The sequence below is a fragment of the Blautia sp. HCP3S3_D9 genome (genome assembly GCF_052063845.1).
In the GTDB taxonomy this organism is placed as follows: domain Bacteria; phylum Bacillota; class Clostridia; order Lachnospirales; family Lachnospiraceae; genus Blautia_A.
This window is the reverse complement of record NZ_JBQHWS010000222.1, coordinates 1-3,268: the sequence shown is the minus strand read 5'-3', so window position 1 is coordinate 3,268 and position 3,268 is coordinate 1. Positions and strand designations below refer to the sequence as shown.

Annotated in this window: 3 protein-coding genes and 1 pseudogene; all 4 read right to left on the bottom strand. The window is 35.8% G+C overall.

Features of this window, described 5'->3' with window-relative positions:
• Positions 1-450 precede the first annotated feature (450 nt).
• The gene (locus ACTNES_RS20200; protein ID WP_441040510.1) at positions 451-2,016 is read right to left on the bottom strand and encodes a hypothetical protein; all 1,566 of its coding nucleotides are present in this window, start codon (positions 2,014-2,016) and stop codon (positions 451-453) included.
• A gap of 42 nt (positions 2,017-2,058) precedes the next feature.
• A complete protein-coding gene (locus ACTNES_RS20195; RefSeq protein ID WP_441040509.1) occupies positions 2,059-2,661 on the bottom strand; it encodes a Crp/Fnr family transcriptional regulator in 603 nt (200 codons plus the stop codon).
• Positions 2,662-2,663: 2 nt separating this feature from the next.
• A complete protein-coding gene (locus ACTNES_RS20190; protein ID WP_441040508.1) occupies positions 2,664-2,948 on the bottom strand; it encodes a hypothetical protein in 285 nt (94 codons plus the stop codon).
• A 21-nt stretch (positions 2,949-2,969) separates the two neighbouring features.
• Positions 2,970-3,268: pseudogene (locus ACTNES_RS20185) on the bottom strand (hypothetical protein); the annotation flags it as partial.

The window sequence follows — 3,268 nt, the reverse complement described above, 5'->3', positions numbered from 1 at the left end:
ACACCTTCTTTCGTAAATGTTGCAAATGTTTGTTTTGGCACTTTCATTATACAACACATGGAATCGAGGTGTCTTTCTTTTATGCAAAATCACGAACTTGCTCATTTATAGTACATTACTTTTCTGGAGGTACTACCTGAAAGACCAACATAAGCACTATGTTTCTTATAAGAAGCTTTTACTTTACTCGCATAACTTCTCATAGTTGCTTTATACAGATTATGTTGTGCCGTCTTACTCATTGCTGCATTTGCCGTCACAGCACCCGATAAAATTGCTGCGCACATCATTATTACAGTTAATAAAATACAATAGATATTTTTTCTACATTTCTTCCTTGTAATGACTCATATATCATATTTTCTATATGATTTCCTTGCAAATTTTATGTTCCGCACTTTTTTCTAAAAACAGCAGAACTTGAGCCTGTAGTAGATATAAATCAAAATCTCACCGGAATTCCTCTATACTTTCAGGTATCTCTTCTGTTAAATCCTCAGTTTTACAGGTAAATCCTTCAAGTATCTCCTGTGAATTACTACTCATCCACTGGCTAATCTCCTCTGATGAACAGGAAGTATCTCTTACCATACGCAATATCCTATATAAACAATCGTTATTATCAACTGTCATATTCTCAAAATAAACTGTCGGGCTGGCAAAACCGAGGGAACAGAAATTTTCGAGTTCACTGCTGTAGTTTCCCTCAAAATTTTCCCAGAACTGATCGATTGGAGAACCGCTGAAATAAAGATCGTCTGTTTCATCAATAACTTTCAGTTTCCCGTTTTCCAGGCGAAATCCCTTAAAAAACCATTCCTGTCCGTCAGCTATAATTCCCTGATCATACTCTTCATAAAAAAATTCATAAGTCCCGTTATACTTTCGGAAGAAGACAGAATCCTCTTCTTTTTCACATTTTCCATCAAGACAATTCTGAGTTAATGTATACCCATATGACGTAGATGTTATCACCCCCTGATTCGAAGTAATTCTCCATGATTCACCATCTTTTTTCAAAAGTATAAAATGTAACACTTTTCCCAGTTCATCCTGTATATTGCTGCCATAGGAAACACTGAATATTTCATCTTCTCCATCTTCGTCAAAGTCCATAGAAAAAGCTGCCAGTATTCCACTTTCCATCTCAGGATACAAAGCGCTGTAATTATTCTCATCTCTCTGCAGACTTAAATCATATACCTGATTTCCTGTATATTGCAGATTAGTTGCCTTTTCCGCAATCTGGGCAGCATCAGAAATCTCATCTGGAAAAACTGTTTCTTCAGAATCTTCAGGAGCATCTATATTCTGTTCAGCATCCTCTTCTTTTTCTGCATCATATTGTGTATTTTCTTCAGAAATATTTATCTCGTAAAACGGAATTTCCTGCATACGATTTTCAAATTCCGCCCAGACTTCATCATCAATCTTCACACCCAACGGATCTCCATTTTCGTCCTCGCCTGAATAGAGATACTGTCTTTCATATTTTCCACCAAATTTTTTCACATCAACAGACTGTTTATGTATCGTAAAATTTTTCCTTACTTTATCCTTTATCTGATACAGCGTATAACTCATGTGATCAGCCAGTCGCATATTTACAACAATTCCGTTACCTTTTGCCACATAATACATTTCACCATTACCACCATTCTGCCAGTTATCCAACATGCCAATCAGCTGTACTTGCGTATCTTCATAATGGTAAAAACTATATTTATAATGCATATCTTCCGTATCAAGACCTTTTACGATCAGTTCTTTCTCCTGGTCGTTATTCACATCATAAACACTGTACATCATTGTATCCAGATTTCCCATATCATCTGAATACCTTTTTTCCATCAGAAATTCTTTATATGCGGTTTCTTCTTCCGAATCTTCCATTTCACTGTAAGACTCATTCACTTCCGCCTTTGCATTCGCTGAACATGCCATCATTAAATACAAACACAAAACCGTTAAAAACAGGACACCTGTTCTCCAATGTTTCTTCATCATTCTCTGCATATATTTACTTCTCCCGCATTTTCTCTGCTATCTTTCTATGGATCATTTGGCAGCGGTGTTTTTTAACATCCTGCTAAAACATTCCGGTGTCATGTTTAGATATGAAGCAACGTCTTTTTTATTTAAATAGTCCATAATTTCCGGATAAGCCTCCAGAAAATATTCATATCTCTGTGCAGGAGTACAGGTAAGTATTACTTTTCTATGCTCATATTCCCGCAATGCAGAGATTCCCTGCATACGATTACAGGTCAAAGCTACTTCTATGCTCTCCCGTGACAACTTCTGGATAACACTTGCAGAGGTGCTTATGATCTCACAGTCAGTTACTGCTTCTACTGTTAAAAAAGAAGTCATATTTCTATCCAGATTTATAATTCCCACCAATGGTTCACCCGGCAGATGAGCAAAACAATGAATCTGATTCTTTCCCTTTTGATTTTTATAATAGGCTTTCAAAATGCCACCCATTTTGTATAAAAAAGAAATCTGCTCTACTTTCTCATTTTCTTTGATCAGCAATGTTTTTGTATTCAACTTACGAATTCGTGAATTCTCTGCCAGTGTTTGAAGCACTGTTTCAGATTTTATTCCGATTATATCATGGTAGAATTTTTTTATTTTGTCTTTTTCTCTGCTGTTCATGCTTAATTCTCCTGCTTTATTTCTGCCATTTCATTTTTCTCTGTGTTTTTCAAAAGCAATAGTCCAATTACCGCAATAATCACTGTCCAGACAACAGGAAGATATTCACCTGCTGACACATCCCAGTATTCATATCTGGAAATCCACTGTATCTGTACAATATGAAGAATACTCTTTGTAACAGCACCGCCGACCAATCCATAAAATATTTTTTTGTTATGACAACATTGGGTTTTGAAAAAAAGCCCAAAACAGATCCCGGCATTTAATATGCATACTGCAATCATTACGCTTCCCCATATTTTATATCAGGAACTATAGTATCCCAAATATTGAAGACAGGAACACACAAAATAAATGTGTATAAACCCTGCAACGACACCATATAGTTTCAACACGCCTTCAGGAGTCTGAAATCTGGAAAACCACTCGCTTTTTTTCACTTTTTCTATATTTTTTCCAACATTCTGAATCCCATCCTCAATTGATATTTCTATATTTTTTTCTGTACTGTCTTGTTCTTTTTTTCCCTGTTTGCTTCCACAATAAGGACATCTGATGAGATTATCTAATATATCATTTCCACAATTGCTACACTTCTCCATCC

Excerpts from the sequence above, each read along its gene's own strand:
- ACTNES_RS20200 (WP_441040510.1), bottom strand. The coding sequence starts at position 2,016 with ATGCAGAGAATGATGAAGAAACATTGGAGAACAGGTGTCCTGTTTTTA.
- ACTNES_RS20195 (WP_441040509.1), bottom strand. The coding sequence starts at position 2,661 with ATGAACAGCAGAGAAAAAGACAAAATAAAAAAATTCTACCATGATATA.
- ACTNES_RS20190 (WP_441040508.1), bottom strand. The coding sequence starts at position 2,948 with ATGATTGCAGTATGCATATTAAATGCCGGGATCTGTTTTGGGCTTTTT.